The 17,852-nt window shown below is 54.7% G+C and carries 18 protein-coding genes and 1 pseudogene; 10 read left to right on the top strand and 9 right to left on the bottom strand.

Annotated elements, in window-relative coordinates; all coding sequences use genetic code 11:
* Positions 1-9: 9 nt before the first annotated feature.
* The 4 genes from GOV85_RS21425 to GOV85_RS06710 form a co-directional block, all read right to left on the bottom strand.
* Entirely contained in the window at positions 10-807 is a 798-nt protein-coding gene (locus GOV85_RS21425; protein WP_217358283.1) for a hypothetical protein, read from the bottom strand.
* Between the two features lie 159 nt (positions 808-966).
* Positions 967-1,848 carry a cation diffusion facilitator family transporter gene (locus GOV85_RS06720; protein ID WP_171176301.1) on the bottom strand — a complete coding sequence of 294 codons (882 nt, stop codon included), beginning with the start codon at positions 1,846-1,848 and terminating at the stop codon, positions 967-969.
* Between the two features lie 158 nt (positions 1,849-2,006).
* Entirely contained in the window at positions 2,007-2,834 is an 828-nt protein-coding gene (locus GOV85_RS06715; RefSeq protein WP_171176299.1) for a cytochrome c, read from the bottom strand.
* Positions 2,835-2,928: 94 nt separating this feature from the next.
* Positions 2,929-3,396, bottom strand: a complete 468-nt coding sequence (locus tag GOV85_RS06710; RefSeq protein ID WP_171176297.1) for a cytochrome c — start codon at positions 3,394-3,396, stop codon at positions 2,929-2,931.
* An 86-nt stretch (positions 3,397-3,482) separates the two neighbouring features.
* Here GOV85_RS06710 and GOV85_RS06705 point away from each other — a divergent pair, with 86 nt between their 5' ends.
* The 4 genes from GOV85_RS06705 (at position 3,483) to GOV85_RS06690 (ending at position 7,221) form a co-directional block, all read left to right on the top strand.
* Positions 3,483-4,328, top strand: a complete 846-nt coding sequence (locus tag GOV85_RS06705) for a LysR family transcriptional regulator (RefSeq protein ID WP_171176295.1) — start codon at positions 3,483-3,485, stop codon at positions 4,326-4,328.
* Positions 4,329-6,071: 1,743 nt separating this feature from the next.
* Positions 6,072-6,209 (top strand): hypothetical protein, encoded by a 138-nt coding sequence (locus tag GOV85_RS06700; protein ID WP_170447558.1) that lies wholly within the window; start codon positions 6,072-6,074, stop codon positions 6,207-6,209.
* The gene (locus GOV85_RS06695) at positions 6,209-6,898 is read left to right on the top strand and encodes a hypothetical protein (protein WP_170447557.1); all 690 of its coding nucleotides are present in this window, start codon (positions 6,209-6,211) and stop codon (positions 6,896-6,898) included. Before GOV85_RS06700 ends, GOV85_RS06695 begins: the two co-directional genes overlap by 1 nt.
* 74 nt (positions 6,899-6,972) lie before the next feature.
* Positions 6,973-7,221 (top strand): ParB N-terminal domain-containing protein, encoded by a 249-nt coding sequence (locus GOV85_RS06690; protein ID WP_170447556.1) that lies wholly within the window; start codon positions 6,973-6,975, stop codon positions 7,219-7,221.
* On the opposite strand, the gene GOV85_RS06685 is transcribed toward GOV85_RS06690, so the two are convergent.
* From GOV85_RS06685 to GOV85_RS06665, 5 genes and pseudogenes are all read right to left on the bottom strand, one after another.
* On the bottom strand, positions 7,213-8,226 hold the full coding sequence (locus GOV85_RS06685; protein WP_254442962.1) for a fatty acid desaturase: 1,014 nt from the start codon (positions 8,224-8,226) through the stop codon (positions 7,213-7,215). The two genes, GOV85_RS06690 and GOV85_RS06685, sit on opposite strands and share 9 nt — an antisense overlap.
* A gap of 72 nt (positions 8,227-8,298) precedes the next feature.
* Complete coding sequence (locus GOV85_RS06680; protein ID WP_170430361.1) at positions 8,299-8,505, bottom strand: cold-shock protein; 207 nt, start codon at positions 8,503-8,505, stop codon at positions 8,299-8,301.
* 503 nt (positions 8,506-9,008) lie between these two features.
* A complete protein-coding gene (locus tag GOV85_RS21690; RefSeq protein WP_171176291.1) occupies positions 9,009-9,398 on the bottom strand; it encodes a MerR family transcriptional regulator in 390 nt (129 codons plus the stop codon).
* 216 nt (positions 9,399-9,614) lie between these two features.
* Entirely contained in the window at positions 9,615-10,973 is a 1,359-nt protein-coding gene (locus GOV85_RS06670) for an ISKra4 family transposase (protein WP_171176289.1), read from the bottom strand.
* 105 nt (positions 10,974-11,078) lie between these two features.
* Positions 11,079-11,615 (bottom strand): annotated as a pseudogene (locus tag GOV85_RS06665) (IS6 family transposase); the annotation flags it as partial.
* Positions 11,616-11,948: 333 nt separating this feature from the next.
* On the opposite strand from GOV85_RS06665, the gene GOV85_RS06660 reads away from it, so the two are divergent.
* The 6 genes from GOV85_RS06660 to glnT all read left to right on the top strand — a co-directional run bounded on the left by GOV85_RS06660 (position 11,949) and on the right by glnT (position 17,664).
* Positions 11,949-12,161: a hypothetical protein gene (locus GOV85_RS06660; RefSeq protein ID WP_217358282.1), complete on the top strand. Its 213-nt coding sequence runs from the start codon at positions 11,949-11,951 to the stop codon at positions 12,159-12,161.
* Positions 12,162-12,500: 339 nt separating this feature from the next.
* The gene (locus GOV85_RS06655; protein WP_170682348.1) at positions 12,501-13,151 is read left to right on the top strand and encodes an XRE family transcriptional regulator; all 651 of its coding nucleotides are present in this window, start codon (positions 12,501-12,503) and stop codon (positions 13,149-13,151) included.
* A 167-nt stretch (positions 13,152-13,318) separates the two neighbouring features.
* Positions 13,319-14,215 carry a glutamine amidotransferase family protein gene (locus GOV85_RS06650; protein WP_171176287.1) on the top strand — a complete coding sequence of 299 codons (897 nt, stop codon included), beginning with the start codon at positions 13,319-13,321 and terminating at the stop codon, positions 14,213-14,215.
* 1 nt (position 14,216) lies between these two features.
* A complete protein-coding gene (locus tag GOV85_RS06645) occupies positions 14,217-14,900 on the top strand; it encodes a GXGXG domain-containing protein (RefSeq protein WP_170508319.1) in 684 nt (227 codons plus the stop codon).
* Positions 14,901-14,920: 20 nt separating this feature from the next.
* Positions 14,921-16,249, top strand: a complete 1,329-nt coding sequence (locus GOV85_RS06640) for an FMN-binding glutamate synthase family protein (protein WP_171176286.1) — start codon at positions 14,921-14,923, stop codon at positions 16,247-16,249.
* A gap of 86 nt (positions 16,250-16,335) precedes the next feature.
* Positions 16,336-17,664, top strand: coding sequence for a type III glutamate--ammonia ligase (gene glnT / locus GOV85_RS06635; RefSeq protein WP_171176284.1), 1,329 nt, complete (start codon positions 16,336-16,338; stop codon positions 17,662-17,664).
* The last annotated feature ends 188 nt before the right edge of the window (positions 17,665-17,852 follow it).

Here is a 17,852-nt window from a genome sequence, read left to right as displayed (position 1 = left end):
AGTTGCTGTTCAGTTAGCAACCGCCTGTAGCCTCCGGCGATCAGATGCCGTTGCGTTTCTCTCAACAACAGTCCGGTTGTACGGGTCTTTCAACTCGTAGCGCCCGAACTCGATCTCTTCCTTCCAACCATTGGCATAGTTAACTTCGATGTTGTTGCCTTGGATTTCCACTTTCGTGGGCCGACTTCCGGCAGTGCCGCCTTGCCCAGAGGAACGCACGCTTTCGATTGAGATACCATTCGCTAGAGACCGAAGCCTAGAGACGTCAGCGCCAGTCGCGGGGCGCTCCTCAACGGTTCGGTTCTGAGCATTCTTTCTCTCATACCGACCGTTTTCGATCTCTTCCTTGGTTCCGTCGGCGTAACGCACTTCAATGCCGTTAGCGCTTGTTTCGACCTTCGTTATCCCCGCCGAACCCGACGGTTTGCCCCCTGCTTGAGACCGATCCTTCTTTCCGCTAGCTTCATTGGAACGTTTGGAGTCATCATCGTCATCATCATCGTCGTCGCGACCACTTTTTCCTGACCCCGAATTGTCATCACGGTCATCATCTCTGTCGTCGTCGCGATCATCATCCCGGTCATCGTCTCGGCCGCTGCTACCGGACCCTGAGTTGTCGTCTCGGTCATCATCTCTGTCGTCGCGACCATCCCCGTCGCTTCCCCTGCCGCTCTTGGCAAAGGCATATGACGGTTCAAAGTGTAGGCGACCATCGGCATCAAACGCTGGCACATAAGGCGTCGCCGCAATCAACGAAGCCAACGCCGCTGTACTAAGAAGTTGACCCAGCTTTCTTTGAATTTTCATTTTCGCCTCCAATTCTGAGCATCACGTTTCGTGACGTTGGAGACAGGTTACTTCTGGTTCGGCTGTCCCACATCGGGCTTAAGTCTGACGAATTTCAAGCCGAACGTCTTAATCAGATCAGTCAAGCCGATAGTGTTTTTGTAGAGCCAAATGACCAGTTTAGTGGGATCTAACTCCGTCACCCTTCAATTCGTCATCAGGTTCGAGATGAATGACAAAGACCGAACCCGGGTACAAACGCTCCAATTCTTCCTCGATGTCGTTGCATATATCGTGTGCCGCGCTGACTGGCATCGTGCCGTCCACAACAAGATGAAACTCCACGAAGATGACATTTGCGGACCTGCGCCCTTTGAGGTCGTGGTACTCTAAGGCTGCGCCGAGATTTGCTTCGATTGCATTAGAAACGGTCTGCAAGTCATGATCCGAAAGGGTCGCATCCATGAGGCCATCGACGGACGCCCGAATAACTTTCCAGCCCTCCCACAAGATGTTCAGCGCAACAAGAATTGCCAAGATTGGGTCGAGGATCAACCAGCCGGTGGCAAGCGCCAGTATCAGACCTGCGATGACACCAACTGAAGTCATGACATCTGTAAAAATGTGCCGGGAGCTTGCCTCCAATGCAGGCGAACCCTCGCGCCTGCCGATTTTGAGCAATAGGCAGGCCCATGCGCCATTCACGCCCGTTGCAACGACGTTGACGACGATTCCAAGAAGCGGCGCATCCTCAAGATGCGGGTTTGGGAGTGCCAATACAGCTTCTCTGATGATCAAGAACGCCGCCAGCACAATCAGTACGCCCTCGACGACAGCGGAAAGATACTCGGCCTTTTTGTGACCAAAGGGGTGGTTTTCATCAGGGGGTTTATTGGCAACCCGAACCGCAAAGAATGCCAGCAACGCCGCAACGACATTCACGGTAGATTCCATTGCGTCCGACAACAACGCGACCGAGCCTGTCAGCCACCAAGCGAGAAGTTTCAGAGCCAGTACGGCAATGGATATCGGAATGGACCAAAGAGCGATTTTTTGTGTCATTTGGCCACGACCCTCAGTCAATCATGAACAGAAACTCGGTTGTTTGGTGAGCTCCGACGTTCAAAACCTAAAACAGGTGTTTGATGAAAAGGGAATAGGCCTTACGGCTTCCTACCGGCGACAGCATCAGATCCCCGCGGCATGGCGCCAAACGACTGTTACTCAGATGGAAGCCGCGTCGACGAAACGGGAACAGCTTTGAGATACGCGGCAATCGCCAAACGATCCTCATCCGTGAGGCGTGATGTGTTCTCGATGACCTCCACCATCTCGCCACCTGCGCTGTCATAGTCCGGCGTGAAGCCGGATTTCAAGTACTCGGCGATGTCAGCCTCGGACCAATCAAGCTGGTCTGAGGTAAGGCCGGGGATGCGACCTTTCCCGTTTGGATTTGGTGCACCTGTCAGCCAAAGGTCTCGTTTAAGACCACCTAAGCCATTTCGCGGCGTGTGGCATTCGGCGCAGTGACCCAACGCCTCCACCAGATACCGGCCTTGCCTTTGTTGGTTGGTCAGATCACCTTGGACTACCCAACCTGGCGACATGAACAAAAGCTTCCATCCCCCCAGTCCGCGTCGAATGTTGAAGGGAAAGTGAACCTCATGCGGAACGCTTGCAGTTGTGGCTGGTGGCAGAGTGCTGAGGAATGCTTGAAGCGAAACGATGTCATCCGCTGACATGTTGGTGTAAGATGTGTAGGGAAACGCTGGAAAATAGTGCTGCCCTTCGGCTCCGGTCCCATGGATCAAGGCGTTGGCCAGATCAAGGGCAGACCAGAACCCAATACCAACTTCTGGGTGACTGGAAATGTTGGGGGCGATGAACGTGCCAAACTCCGTCTCAAACCGGCGACCACCAGAGAGCATGAGCTTTTCTTCACCAACCGCGTCCGGCGCTGAATGACAGGATGCGCATCCTGCGGCGTGGAAAACGATTTCACCTCTGGCGAGATCTGGGTTCAAACCGTCAAGTTGAGATCGATCCATTCTTTGTGGTCGGGTCAGCACCAAACCGGCCAACCCAACCAAAAGTGCAACGAAAGCAGTGAAAAGGAAAAACCGTTTCACAACTATCTGCCAATTAGTCTTTCGGTGCTCTGTACGCTTTGTGACATGCCGAACAGCTTCCGCCCAGATTGCCCATCGCAGCTTTCAGGGCATCAACATCTTGTCCGGCCGCAGCCTGCATCGCAACAGCTGCGTCTGCCATGGCTTGCCCTTTCGCACCAACGTCAGGGAAGTTTTCCCAGATTGCCGGCAGCGCTCGGGTGGACGGATCGGACACATTGTCAGATCCCTGGGGCCACATCGCGGATTGGTCGATCTGCGTTAGCACAACAAGGTTGTTTGCAGCCCGTGTTGCGGCCTTGGCGTCATAATCCACCTCGCCTTTGGCCATGCCGCCAAGCGTACCAAGATTGAAGGCATAGAGCTGCATGATTGAGGTTCGAGCTTTCACAGCCGGGTTTTCACTTTCGTGGGCGATGGCTGTGCCAATTGCGGTCAATGACAAAAGACCCGCTGCGAAGATTGAGAACTGCTTCATCATGATGTGTCTCCCTGTTCAATGCTCCGAATGTTAGCTTGAACGAATTTTCTTGTAATTGTTTGTTATTGGTCGTCTCTTGTTAATTTATGAACAACGAAAACTGGGACGACATTCGATACGCGCTGGCGGTAAGCAAATACGGCTCACTTAATGCAGCCGCAACGGTCATGGGCGTCACGCACGCCACAGTCTTGCGCAGAGTGGCCGCTTTCGAAGAGCGCAATGGCTGCCGGATTTTTCAAAAAAACCCGTCAGGATATTCCGTTCTGCCCGAAGCTAGTGCGATCTTTTCTGCAATGGAAAGCGTCGAAGACGCAGTGCTGTCGGTGGAGCGAGCGGTTGTCGGGGCAAACCGGTCTCCTATAGGTCACGTGCGAATTACGTCTACCGATAGTCTTTGTCAGATTGTTCTCCCTAGAATACTCAACGAAATCTCACGCCTTTACCCAGGTTTGAACCTGACTCTGCTAAGCCAGAACAGCCACCATGATCTTTCCCGACTGACAGCAGACATTGCTGTGCGCCCTTCGATAAAGCTCGGGGAAGGGCTGATCGGGGAGCGTGCAGGAACGCTGTCCTTCGGTGTCTTTGACGATGGTAGCCCCAATCGCAGGTGGATGAGGCTAGACGGGGCGTTGAGTCGTTCACTTCCTGCCAAATGGCTGGCGCAGAATGTAAGCGCCGACGAAATGACCAATGGAGCAGACAGTTTTCTGGTGCTACAGCAGATGGCGGCCTCGGGAGCTGGTAAAACCTTTCTGCCGTCATTTTTTGGCGACGTGGATACCCGCCTTAAACGGTCACAGGACGTGAATCCTAAGATCGAGGTTCCGCTGTGGGTCGCAACGTTAGAAGAAATCTCGAAAACTCCAAGGTTTGCTGTAGTTCAGAAGGCACTAGTCGAACGCATATCGGAAGCGCTAGCTAAGTGATTTTGGGCAACTGAGACTTTCGAGTTCCTAAATTTTTGACTTTCCAAGTTTGCAAAGCCCAGTCGGAAACGTTCGCATTAGGCTAGACATCTGAGGCAGTTTGGCGAGCGGCGCTGTCGTTCGCCAATCCATAGCAGTTCTACGTCTTTTACGCAGGGGTGGGCAGTCGCGAGCCCTGAGCGGAAGTGTCTAAATCTTGTTGCGTGCGCTCGCAGCACAGATTTCTCGGCACACGCGCAATTTTTTGGTGTCGCATCGCGGCGAGTAAAATAGCCGTTCGTGCGTGTTGCAACAAGGTTGATGAAGGCAATTTACATGGTGCGGGACCGAGCCGCCATTCGATCGCGCCGCGAGTACTTGTGCAGAAGCGGCGCGAAAATCGCTGCGTTGCAGCCAATGTCGTCAGACCGGCTATTCAAAGCCATGAGGAAGCCTTGATCTTAAACCACATTTCGCCGCACGCAGGCCCCCGACAAAAGAGACGCGGACTTAAGCTGCCGTTCGCCGCTGGTTCGACCCAAATTTCCTCAATGACAGTTTAACGCTGGACAACTCCTTTAGGTATTTCAATCGGCCACCTGGTCACGTGCTTGTTACAAAGCTGCCTGTCCTAGCGGTGCTAGCTTGGCGACCAAGGAAACTTCCTTGACTCTATGCTGACCAGGACCCACAAAAGTGTATTGGTGAAAGTCACTCGTCGCCGCGATGCTGCCGGCTACGATGATCCAATGGCCTTCAGACTAATTGTAGCATGTGCCCCAGCGTAGGAACGGGTTTCGCTGGGGTCTTCGCTATGAGCTCGTTCCTCGCAAGCATTCGCAACTGTCACCTGACAAGCCCCAGTCATCGCGTGACCCGTAAAAGAAGGCGCCGTATGAACAGCACATGGCTCATAAATTGCGTGCTTGATGCCCTATAGATCAGGTCTCAGGCTCCGTTTCAATCAGTCGTTCATCGTGTTTACGCGCTGCATTCTTTGTTTGATCCCGACACTCTTGGTGTTGCTCTCAGGAACGCAGCTTCCTGCCCAGGTCGCAGGCAATGCCGATGGATCGGTTTGTGACGAAGGTTTCGAGAACAAGAACGGATCGTGCCAAAGAATAGACCTACCGGAAAACGCATATTTGACGGGTAGCTCCTATGGCAGTGGCTGGGAATGCAATCACGGTTTTCAGAACGTCGGAGAACTCTGTGAGGAGATAAGAGTTCCTGAAAATGCCTATCTTGCATCGACCGGAGATCAGTGGGAGTGCAATCGGCTGTTCCAGCGTGTCGGAGATAAATGTGAAGAAGTGATTTCGCCTCAAAATGGGTACGTCGAAACTCGGTTTGGCGTGCAGGAAATACACTGCAACTGGGGATTTCGTAAGGAAGACCAGGATTGTGTTGCAATAGAAGTCCCAAAAAACGGTCGTCTGAGTGACAAAAGAAGCTCGGATGGTTGGGTATGCCTCAGAGGTTACAGGGCAGCGGAGAGCGGCTGTGAGCCTGTGGCTGTTCCACAGCATGCATTTCTTGCACCTGAAACTTATTCCGGATGGAAATGCGAACGTGGTTTTCGAGCAGAAAGAAGCCAATGCACAGCGGTCATACTCCCTTCAAACGCGCATTTGAATCGAAGAGGTGATGGTTGGGAATGCAATCGGCCGTTCACGAGACAGAACGATAAGTGCACCGAAAATGTGCCGCGACAATAGGTTGGTGGGAACCAATACCTCCTGACATATCCGGAAGGACGAATCCGTGAACCATAACTCGATTGACGAAAACCTGGGTAAAATACTCAAAGCCGAAAAGGCGCAACGCTGGTCCTACAGCATAAAGATGTTTGTCGCATTGGCGATGATTGTTGCGGCCATAATTGTGGTGGTGTTTCTCTGATGCGTAAAAGCACCCCTCAGGTTAGCCTCCGACACCCAAAATCGGCAATTCGCGACCTAGAACAAAGAGCATTTCAGGAACGCAGTGTTCGTAAGTCGCGGAACGCTGACGTAGCCGGTGTGATTGAGGAACAGTTTGGCAAGTACTTGATTAAAGCCGGCATTCTGAGCGGTAACAGCGTTGCGCGCGCATTCCCCAAGCCACCAGCTAAAACGCAGGCAATGATTGCCGATGCAGTTGGTGAAACACCAGAGTTGGCCATTGAAGCCTTAAAAGGAATTCTCGAAGAACGAGACAGGAAACGTAGCGGTCAACGACGTTTGGAAGGAAACTCCGGCACGCTCGTTCCCAGTGCAAGAGAATATGCAGAGGCATTGCGCCAGATCAGGCTCACCCCTGCGCAGGTCACAATGCTCAAAGCACTTACTATCGCGGGCAAGGACGGTCTGACTATTGGTCACTTGTCTCAGGCAGCCGGTTACAAATCGCGCGAGGCCTCCATCAAGGTTTTCAAGAAAATCGGACTATTGATCGCAGAATATCTGGAACTGGACCTACCCGAAGCCGGATCGGTACAGAATGATGGCGCCGCTCAGGTCCTAGCATTTTCTCACATCGAAAGTGACGATGAGCCAGCAACTTGGATTATGCATCAGGAACTGCGCGACGCTGTTCGTTCGGTTCTATGACGTACGTTCCAGCCCCCGCTTTTGTAGAGAACTCTGAACCGGAACAAATGCACGAAAGGTTGCACACGTAGCTTATGCTTGAGAAGAAACCATACCCGCTCGACCTGATCTATGTACCTGTGAAGCGTGCAAAAACACTTGATCAGCAAAAAGTCCTGACGCTGGCCGAAGATATCCTGAAGAACGGCCAGAAGACCCCGATTCAGATACGCGCGGACAACAAGAGGTTCGTGCTGATTGAAGGCCTTCACCGACTAGAGGCCATTCGCGCCCTCGGCGGTGATACTGTCGACGCCTTTTTGGTGCGCGCCAGATTACACTAAACTCTTGTTGGGATTGGCGTTCGACAAAGCCTGAGAAAACGTCAGCAGGCGCTGACTTTCTTCATCCCAAAGATGCAATCGTGCGCAATGAAGGCTCTCATATAGAGTAATACGCTGGCAATTTTCCAACTCGGAATGGTCACGCAAAACCTCGTTTAGCCGATAAAACGGTATGCGGCTGGCAAGGTGGTGAACATGGTGCACACCGATATTGGCAGAGAACCACCGCAGGATGCCTGGCAGGGCGTAGTGAGAACTTCCATAGAATGCGGCGTTCTGAAGATTCCACACTTCTTCCCGCTCCCAAGTCGTATGTTCAAACTGGTGTTGAATATAGAATAGCCAAATACCAATCGATGCGGCGACGATCATGGTTGGAAGGAATACAAAAACCAGTACATCCAGGCCTCCGGTCCAAAAAATCAGAGCCAGGACCACTGCAATCGCGGCGTTTGTTCCCATAGCACTTGCCCATTTCAGCCAGCCTGACCGCATGAAACCAAAGGGCAAGCGATTTTGAAAAAAGAACGTGTAGACCGGTACTATACAGAACAGGAAGAAGGGGTTCCGGATTAACCTGTAAGCGGCACGCCCGAACCAATTCCGTTTCAGGTATTCCTCAATGGTCAATGTAGGAATGTCACCCATACCACGCCGATCAAGGTTACCGGTTGAGGCATGGTGAATCGCATGGCTTTGCCGCCAGACGTCATAGGGTGTCAGGGCGAGAACACCCAGAACCCGGCCGGTCCAATTGCAAACGGTGCGGCTTCTAAAGAAAGATCCGTGACCACAATCATGCATGATGATGAAGATACGCACCAGAAATGCGGCGTTCAGGATGGCCAATAGAACAGTGACCCAGATACTAAGGGATAGCGCAAACCACGCTGCGCCCCATAGCGCGAAAAAGGGGATGACAGTGATTGTCAGTTCAATAACGCTACGCTTCGTATCGGGCACACGGTATTGCGCGAGCGCCCGGGTCAATTCCTGCTGTTGCAACTGACTTGTTCTCCAAGGGCTTTTAGCAGCCCATTGTGCAAACGGGCACCCCATAAGGGTGCCCGTAAAAGGTCAGGCCAGTGCCAGATTGGCGGCGCTGTCGCGCCCGTCACGGCCAGCTTCGACGTCAAAAGTGACCTTCTGGCCGTCCTTCAATTCGCTGATGCCGGAACGCTCAAGTGCTGAGATGTGCACGAACACATCGCGCTTGCCATCTTCAGGTTCGATAAAGCCAAAACCTTTGGTCGAGTTGAACCATTTTACTGTGCCATTTGCCATGGTGGAAGTCTCCTAATACTTGCCGCCCGCATTATTGCGGCGACTCGGCGTGGTCGGTCTGAATCGAAAGACTGAACGCCGAGTTTGGGAGACAGCAGGTCGAAAAAGAAAAACGTAAGCCCTGTGTATATGGACTTCGAGTACACACGATACAAGCCTTGATACAACGGAAAGCAACAGAAGATCTAAGTCTGCCCAGCCCAATTTGGGACAAAGATAAGCAGAACCATTGCTCTGTGGTTCGGAAATCAGAGGTCGGCTTCCGATAAAACCTGCCGAATGCGTATGCAGCAAATTGATTGCTCAGGCACGGCAGGTAGGGCTCACTGTCCGAAATCGCCGCGTGCTTCAAGAACACCGCGGCAAGGCACAAATGTTCATTGAGTGATTGAAACATTGCTAAATCAACGAGTTGACCTCTCTAACGAACGGTAGATTCTGCGCGGCCCGAATCTTGGGTCATGCTGCGTTGGCATAGGGCGACTGCGAGCCTCAAAGTGCCATTAGTAGGTCCGTATCTGCGCAAGCATCGGGCAAGAAACGTTCCCGATGTTACAGTTGGCCGTAAGTTCATTCAGGGCGGCCTCCAATCGCTTAAGTTCGATTATCTTCATACGCACATTGGAGATATGAAGCTCGGCCAGTTCCTTAACGGATTGGCAATCCTCGCTATCACCTTCGGATAGGTAGAGAAGCGCCTTTGCATCGGCAAGCGAAAAACCCATGTCTCGGCACTTCCTTAGAAAACGAAGCCGTCCAACATCGTGCGCGGAGTACATGCGTCGATTATTCGATGCCCTTTCTGGTTTCGGCACGATCCCTTCGCGTTTGTAGTAGCGGATAGTATCAATTCCGACACCGCTTTGCCGGGATGCCTCCCCAATCGCAAACATGTGAGATTTCCTGTCTTGATCCTGTAGTGGCTACAGAAGTTAAACGAGAGGTTGTTGTCTCTACAACTCCGCGCGACGTAGTCCATCAGGGAAACAGAATGCAGAAGTACCTTAGCCTCAGCTATTTGGGATCGCTATCAGCGCTTGGCGTCGCGACTTGCTGCGTTTTGCCCATGACGATGATGTTACTGGGGGGGAGTGGAAAGAATGTGGGGATCAAGCCGCTCGGAGTAGACCTTCGCCAAGCCTTCCATCCAAAACTGCGGCCCTTACCGTTGCCACCCGATGCGCGCCTTGCGGGGACCAACGCATCCGGCGCTTCTTGCCCATCCGGGCGTTCGCGACATCATTGACCAGTCCTTCTGCTCGTGATGTCGAGATTGCCTTCTCGTTACGACGCCGACGACCATAATCGACGAGTGCAGCACGATTGTATTCCAGGTAGGTGCGCAGCTCCATTGCTCGTGCAACCGCTGAAAAGGCCGCTTCATTCGTTCGGCCAATTGTTTCGCGGCGCACGCGTATACCAAATCTGAGCAGGGTTTCAATCGCATCAAGTGCCCGATCCGCTTGCCCGTGCCATATGCGCCATCGAAGGCTTTGTGCCAATGGCTCAAGTCCTGGAACCTCGACCCCTTCCAGTAAAGAAAGCAGAGTTTGAAATGTTGTTTCCACATGCCTGATGCGGATCGAAATATGCCACCAGTCCAGGACGTGACTGACATCCGCACCTGTGGCGTCCCTCACCAATCGGGGCAATGCGGGGTCACCATCAGACAGAACCGTTACGGTTGTGCCATCACGCCATCCGGCCGCTTCCAGATTTCGTCGCAGATATTCGCGCGCATTGTTCGAACCAATCACGCTCAATCCAAATCGGCGTTTTTCGCATCCTTTGCTCTCGATGGAACCAACAATGACTTCAAAGTTCCGGCGCTGGTATTCCGGTCTCGACCTCACATATGCGCTATCCAGAAACACTGTAATATCAGGCGGCTTTGGGCGTCGGTCGGTCTCGGAAGCCGCTGTACTTTCGTCGTCTGCAAGGTCGTCAGCGAGGGTCGCGAGTCGATTGCGGATCGTAACATGGTTCTGCTTGCCGCATGGTGTCAATTCATTCAGAAGCCGTGCAGCTTCTCGAAAGCTATGACGCGCTCCCAATTCCGCCTGCAATCGCCGAAGCTCTGGTGTGGCATTGCCCGGCAAGAGACGTGTCAGAGGAGAATGCGCGACTTTCAACGTTGGAAATCCCGGGAGTCCACACATGCATATCCGAACACGCGGCGCTTCGACGATGACCCGACCGAAAAGCGTGTCAATGCGGCGGCAGCGGCGGTCATGAACCGGTAGATAGGTGCCACAAAAACGGCAGACACGCGCGATTTCGCCGATCTCTTCAACCTGATCCTGCAGCAGCGCGCGCTGGATCTCATTAAGTATTGATTTCGCCTCGACCAGACACAGTCCAAGGTCTTCCTCGGACGCATCAACCGACCGGCGTTCCAGGGTGCAAATCTCGTGTGATCGCTTCTCGCCCCAACCAAACTCAGTCTCTAAACTGATCTTGAATTTCATCGCTATGCCTCCTGCAAAAACAACGAGACATTAGATCAGAATCTGCAGGTATCCCCACATTCTTTCCACTCCCCAGTGACAGAACCCCAGCATCGGACGGGTTCACCTTTTGATGAACCTGTGATCTTGTTCCACTATATTATTGAGGTATTTGCGCCTGACCATCTCGATCGGGATTGGGCAGCCAAACCCCCTTAACGTCCTGTTGATGGCTTTGATGCCGGCTGTGTTTGCGCCGCTTTTGTCGATCACAATCTTTCGTGGAAGGCCGTTGACCTCCAGCATCCGGGCAAAGAACTTCGTCGCAGCTGGTTTGTTGCGCCGCTCAGACAGCATGAAATCAAGTGTTTTTCCGTGCTTGTCGACGGCGCGATAGAGATAGACCCACGTGCCCTTCACATTGATGTATGTCTCGTCCATTCTCCAAGAGCGGTCACATGGTCCTTTGCGTCTACGTGCGGCTTCGGCAATAGAGCCAGAGTATCGCGTGACCCAACGATTCAGCGTGGTGTGATCCACGGCAACACCTCGCTCTCTCATGATTTCTTCCAGATCGCGGTATGAAACGCCGTATCGGAGATAGAAGAAAACCGCGAACAGGATCACGGCCTTCGGATATTGCGCGCCTTTGAACGAGATCATGAGCTAGCTTTCGACTTGATATGACCAGTGGTCATTCACGCGCTAACTCTACCAACGTCAATGGTCAAAACTTTGCAACAGATCCAGGTAGACGTGGTGAAGTAACAGCGAATGACATCGTGGTGGGACTGCCTGAGCTGTGCGCAACGATGCCGAGGCATTGAATGTTGGCAGTGCGGCCGCCGACAATTGCAACTGCTCAACGGCATGCGCAGCATCTGAGACGTGTTACCGTGGGGTAGGGCGTTGGTTGATTGCATTTGCTAGCGCACCTATCGTGCCAGGGGTCTAGCATCGCGTGTTCCATAGCGTTGGAGTGATCCCCGGATGAACATGTTCGAACTTCGCGTACCCTTCTTTCTTCCGCTCTGGCGGCGGGTTGCCGTCACACTCTTGAGCGTTGGATGGGCGATCCTGGAGCTTGTAACCGGGAACTTGTTCTGGGCCATACTGTTTGGTGCGATTGGGGCCATCGCGACCTGGCAGTTTTTCCTTTCTGGTTGGCCCGACGAGGCGTCAGATCAAGACAACACTCCTGGCTCGTAAGCGCTTTCAGTTCTTTCGTGCTGCCCATTGAAATTGCTGAGACTGTAGTCGCAACAAAATCAATTACTTGGAGGTTTGAATTTCTGAGGTTCTGGAATTCATGATTTTCTGGATGAGCAACCGAGAAGCAGCTCTCAAAGAAACTTGCGCCAGAACCAGATCAACATCGTTCAAATGCTCTGATGTCTGATGCATGTCAGCCTCCGTTCCAGGCGTTTTGAGATGCAAGTCCGGCGGATACTATGGTGAATAAAAATTTCCTGGCAAGACCAGCTACACAAAACGGTCGCTCTTATGTCATGGTTGGTTCAAACACCACAAGCGATCAAGAGGACCGCGATGGCGCAGGCAGAAACCACCAATGAAAAAGCGATCCTGTCACAGGATCCGCATAAGGTTCGGGACAGTGGTGAGAAGAATCTGGAAACCGCAATCGGACGCGAAATTAGGGCGTTGCGATTGCAGCAGGGGATCACGATAGCCGAATTATCCGCTCTGACTGGCCTGTCGATCAGCATGCTGTCCAAAATCGAGAACGGGGCGACCTCACCGTCGCTGACCACGCTGCAATCTTTAGCAGATGCACTTAGCACGCCGATTACCTCTTTTTTTCGCCGCTATGAAGAAACCCGAAACGCAGTGCATACCAAAGCGGGTGAGGGGGCCGAAACCGAGCGGGCGGGCACACGGGCCGGGCATCAGTATAACCTTCTGGGCCATCTTGGGGCCAATGCCAGTGGCGTGGTGGTCGAGCCCTATCTGATCACGCTAACCGAGGAATCTGACCGGTTCCCGACATTCCAGCATGATGGGATCGAGATGCTTTATATGCTCGAAGGTGAGGTGGACTATCGCCACGGCGACAGCATTTATGCCCTGAAGCCCGGCGACACGCTTTTCTTTGATGCCGACGCGCCGCACGGGCCAGAAGTTCTGGTGAAACTGCCAGCGAGATACCTGTCGATCATTTCTTATCCGCAGACCAGCTAAGTCTTGCTTATTGTTTTTCGAGCCGGGCGGCCATCGTTCCTGGCGGTTGCCGGATTTGAGTGTCTCGCGCGATTGTTTCCCTACATGAATATTTATTTCTTATAGTTGTTTTTCTCGCCTTGCGCTGTTAGCGTCGGGCTCGATGAAATTTCATAGGGCAAAAGCTGATGTGTGGAATTGTCGGCCTGTTTCTCAAGGACAAGACATTGGAGCCCGAGCTGGGCTCGATGCTGACGGATATGCTGGTCACAATGACCGACCGGGGCCCGGACAGCGCAGGGATCGCAATCTATGGGGCCGAGGTAGCCGGGGCCGCGAAGCTGACAGTGCAGTCGGACAAGCCTGAGGAGGACTTCGCCGCGCTTGCCGCTGATCTGGGGGTGGCGATCGAGGCGCCGGTTACTCTGCAGGCCAACGACACGCATGCGATTCTGGAACTGGACAGCACGAAGGTGGAACAGGCCCGCCAAGCGGTGCGCGATCTGCGTCCCGGTCTGCGCGTGATGTCAGACGGTGCCGCGATTGAGATTTACAAAGAGGTCGGCCTGCCCAAAGACGTGGCAGATCGCTTCAACCTGTCGACCATGGGCGGCAGCCACGGGATCGGTCATACACGCATGGCAACGGAATCCGCTGTGACCACCGAAGGCGCTCACCCGTTCAACACCGGCCCGGATCAGTGTTTGGTTCACAATGGATCGCTGTCGAACCACAATGCACTGCGCCGCAAGCTCAAGCGCGAAGGCGTGCGGGTTGAGTCGATGAACGACACCGAAGTGGGCGCGGCGTACCTGACCTGGAAGATGCAGAACGGCGCGACTCTGGGTGAGGCGCTGGAAAGCAGCTTGGAGGATCTCGACGGGTTCTTCACATTCGTGGTCGGCACCAAGGATGGGTTCGGCGTGGTTCGTGACCCCATTGCTTGCAAACCTGCGGTTATGGCCGAGACTGATCAATACGTGGCCTTTGGCAGCGAATACCGCGCGCTAGTAAACCTGCCGGGCATCGAAGACGCCAAGGTCTGGGAACCCGAACCCGCAACCGTCTATTTCTGGAGCCACTAAGATGCAGACCTATGATGTTGCAGAAAACGGCCTGCGGGGTTTGAACTCGACCCTTCAGGCGCAAAGCGCCGAGACCAACCGGACCAATTGGGAAGTGCAGAACCCCAAGGGCAGCCACGCCATCGCCGTGGGTCTGGACGCGCCGATTGAGGTCACCGTCAAAGGCTCGACTGGATACTACTGTGCGGGCATGAACCAGCAGGCGACCATCAAGATCGAAGGCTCGGTGGGCCCGGGTGTGGCCGAGAACATGATGTCAGGCACCGTGATTGTTGACGGCGATGCTAGCCAATATGCAGGTGCGACCGGGCATGGCGGGTTGCTGGTGATCAAGGGCAATGCCAGTTCGCGCTGCGGGATTTCGATGAAGGGCATCGACATCGTCGTACATGGCAATATTGGTCACATGTCGGCGTTCATGGCGCAGGCGGGCAATCTGGTTGTGTGTGGTGATGCAGGCGACGCGCTTGGCGACTCGCTCTATGAGGCGCGGCTGTTCGTGCGCGGCTCGGTCAAAAGCCTGGGCGCGGATTGCATCGAGAAAGAGATGCGGCCTGAGCACATCGAAACTCTGACCGACCTGCTGGAACGCGCGGGCTCGGACGCCCGGCCGGAAGAGTTCAAGCGTTACGGCTCGGCCCGTCAGCTTTACAACTTCGACGTCGACAACGCAGCCGCTTACTGAGTACGAAGGGAATGAAAGATATGGATCAGACCATCCCCCGCACCATGCCGATTCAGTCGGCAACCTTCACCAACCCGATCAACGCCGAAATTCGGCGGGCTGCGGCCACCGGTACCTATGACATTCGCGGTGGTGGAGCCAAACGCAAGGTGCCCCATTTCGATGACCTGCTGTTTCTGGGCGCCTCGGTCTCACGCTATCCGCTGGAAGGGTACCGTGAGCGTTGCGATACCTCGGTGACGCTGGGCACACGCTTTGCCAAGAAGCCCATCGAGTTAGATATTCCTGTCACCATTGCAGGCATGAGCTTTGGCGCTTTGTCCGGTCCTGCAAAAGAGGCTCTGGGCCGTGGGGCATCGGCGGCTGGAACGTCCACCACCACTGGTGACGGCGGTATGACGCCTGAGGAACGCGGGCACTCGTCCAAGCTGGTCTATCAGTATTTGCCGTCTCGCTACGGTATGAACCCCGATGACCTGCGTAAGGCTGACGCCATCGAGGTCGTTGTCGGCCAGGGCGCGAAGCCCGGCGGTGGTGGTATGCTGTTGGGCCAAAAGATCAGCGATCGTGTTGCGGAGATGCGCACTCTGCCCAAGGGGATCGACCAGCGCTCGGCCTGTCGCCACCCTGATTGGACGGGTCCGGATGATCTTGAGATAAAAATCCTAGAGCTGCGTGAAATCACCGGCTGGCAGGTGCCGATCTATGTGAAGGTCGGCGCAACGCGGCCCTATTATGACACTGCGCTGGCGGTGAAAGCCGGGGCCGATGTCGTGGTGATGGACGGGATGCAGGGCGGCACCGCTGCCACGCAGGACGTGTTCATCGAACATGTCGGCATTCCGACGCTGGCCTGTATCCGCCCTGCTGTTCAGGCGTTGCAGGACCTGGGTGTGCACCGCGAGGTGCAACTGGTGATCTCGGGCGGTATCCGCACCGGGGCCGATGTGGCCAAGGCGATGGCCTTGGGCGCGGATGCGGTGGCCATTGGTACGGCTGCTCTGATCGCTTTGGGTGACAACGACCCCAAATGGGAATCCGAGTATCAGAAGTTGGGCACCACCACCGGGGCCTATGACGATTGGCACGAAGGGCAGGACCCGGCGGGCATCACCACGCAAAACCCGGAACTGGCCGCGCGCCTTGACCCGATCGAGGCGGGTCGTCGGTTGCGCAACTACCTGAAGGTGATGACGCTTGAGGCGCAGACCATCGCGCGCGCCTGTGGTCACAATCACCTGCACAATCTGGAACCCGAGGACCTCTGCGCCTTGACTATGGAAGCCGCTGCGATGGCAAAAGTGCCGCTGGCAGGCACCGACTGGTACCCGGGCAAAACCGGGTTCTGATCGATACATGACACCAGGGCGCGGTCCTAAAAAGGGCGGCGCCTTTCTTCTATTGAGACATATAAACAGGGAAAGGAAGGCCGACCATGACGACAGATCTGGCAGCTTTCGCCAAAGAAAAAGGCGTCAAATACTTCATGATCTCATTCACGGACCTGTTTGGCGGGCAACGGGCCAAGCTGGTGCCCGCGCAGGCCATTGCCGACATGCAGGACGAGGGCGCGGGCTTTGCCGGGTTCGCCACATGGCTGGACATGACGCCCGCCCATCCTGACATGCTGGCGGTGCCCGATCCGTCCTCGGTAATCCAACTGCCGTGGAAACCCGAGGTTGCATGGGTCGCGGCCAATTGCGTGATCGAGGGCGAAGATGTGGCACAGGCCCCGCGCAACGTGCTGCGTCGCCTGATCGACGAAGCCGCCGCCGAAGCAATGCATGTCAAAACCGGCATCGAGGCCGAGTTCTTCCTGCTGACCCCCGATGGCGAGCAGATCAGCGACCCGTTCGATACGGCAGAAAAGCCCTGCTATGACCAGCAGGCGGTGATGCGCCGCTATGATGTCGTGTGTGAGATCTGCGACTACATGCTGGACCTGGGCTGGGGTCCGTATCAGAACGACCACGAGGATGCCAACGGCCAGTTCGAGATGAACTGGGAATTTGACGATGCACTGCGCACCGCCGACAAGCACTCGTTCTTCAAGTTCATGACCAAATCGGTGGCCGAAAAGCACGGCTTCCGAGCCACCTTCATGCCCAAGCCGGTCGAGGGGCTGACTGGCAATGGCTGTCACGCCCATATCTCGGTCTGGGATGCGCCGGGCGCGGACGCGAAGACCAACGTATTTGCAGGTGAAGGCGACGGTCCGACCGGTGAGGTGGGCCTGAGCGAGAAGGGCAAGCATTTCCTCGGCGGGATCATGAAACATGCAAGCGCGCTGGCAGCGATCACCAATCCGACGGTGAACAGTTACAAGCGCATTAACGCGCCGCGCACCATGTCGGGGGCCACATGGGCGCCCAATACGGTCACATGGACCGGCAACAACCGCACCCATATGGTGCGGGTCCCCGGACCGGGCCGGTTCGAACTGCGTCTACCCGATGGGGCCACCAACCCCTACCTGTTGCAGGCGGTCATCATCGCCGCCGGTCTGTCGGGCATCCGGTCCGAGGCTGATCCGGGCAAACGCTGGGATATCGACATGTATGCCGAAGGGCACACTGTCACCGATGCGCCCAAGCTGCCGCTGAACATGCTGGACGCGCTGCGCGAATATGACAAGGATGCAGGGTTGAAGGCTGCTATGGGCGAGGAATTCTCGGCCGCTTACCTGAAGATGAAGAAGCAGGAGTGGATGTCTTTTACAAACCACTTTTCGCGTTGGGAAAAAGAACACACATTGGATGTCTAACTGTTTGATCCCATCGCGTTGTTTTAGGATGTTCTGGCCCCGCCAAGTGGGAAGAGTTTGAGCATAACAGGCTGACAAATAGAAAGGAGCTGGCATGCGGTTTTTGACGTCCCTCATATTCATTGGTGTTCTGGCAACCGCTGCGAATTCTGACGTGACCAGTCGAAACGGCGGTCCAAGCAACAGTC

The sequence above is a fragment of the Ruegeria sp. HKCCA4633 genome (assembly GCF_013034605.1).
Classification (GTDB): Bacteria; Pseudomonadota; Alphaproteobacteria; order Rhodobacterales; family Rhodobacteraceae; genus Ruegeria.
The sequence above is the reverse complement of the archived record's forward strand: the minus strand, read 5'-3'. Positions and strand labels throughout refer to the sequence as shown.